Origin of the sequence: Tersicoccus phoenicis (genome assembly GCF_001968835.1) — a bacterium.
GTDB lineage: Bacteria > Actinomycetota > Actinomycetes > Actinomycetales > Micrococcaceae > Tersicoccus > Tersicoccus phoenicis.
Map to the genome: position 1 here is coordinate 1 of NZ_MRDE01000023.1, position 595 is coordinate 595.

The 595-nt window shown below is 64.4% G+C and carries 1 pseudogene; it reads right to left on the reverse strand.

From position 1 onward, the window contains the following. Nucleotides 1–307 (reverse strand): annotated as a pseudogene (locus tag BKD30_RS05305) (hypothetical protein); the annotation flags it as partial. Between the last annotated feature and the right edge of the window lie 288 nt (nucleotides 308–595).

The following is a 595-nucleotide window of genomic DNA, read 5'->3' on the forward strand; positions in this document are numbered from 1 at the left end:
CCGCCAGCAGCGGCAGCCAGAGCTCGAGCATGACCGTCAGGTACTTCCCGCACGGGCAGCCCATCAGCGCCCACACATGCTCCAGCAGCAGCCGTGACTCGTCGCTGTAACCCTTCGGCCGCAGCCGGCGCTTGTCGACCTGCTCGGCCGGATCGGGCAAGCGCGGACCGGTCAGCATCCGCCGTGCCGTCGACCGGCCCATCCCCGTGGTCGCCATCACCTCATCGAGGATCTTCGCCTTATCAGGCCTCGACGCTCTCGCGTACGCGGCCCGGAGCTTGTTGGTGACGTGTCGCCTCGCGGCCATCGGAATCTTGCCTTCCACATCGGCAAGCCTGCCCCGCCCACCGGGGACTACGCGCTCAAAGAAGCTGAGGCACCGGCCCGACCCCCGCGCTCAAAGAAGCTGAGGCACGTCGGCCCATTGACTTAGGGACATCCTAACCTCGGCCTTTCATGAGGGTGGGTCCGAGGGGGTGTCTGAACGGGGAAAGGTGCTCCTGAACTGGGAAGATGTTGTTACCACACGACATTTTCTACAGATTCAGGGAGCACCCTTCTGGTGAGCAACTCTACCGCCCTGTACCCATCCGTG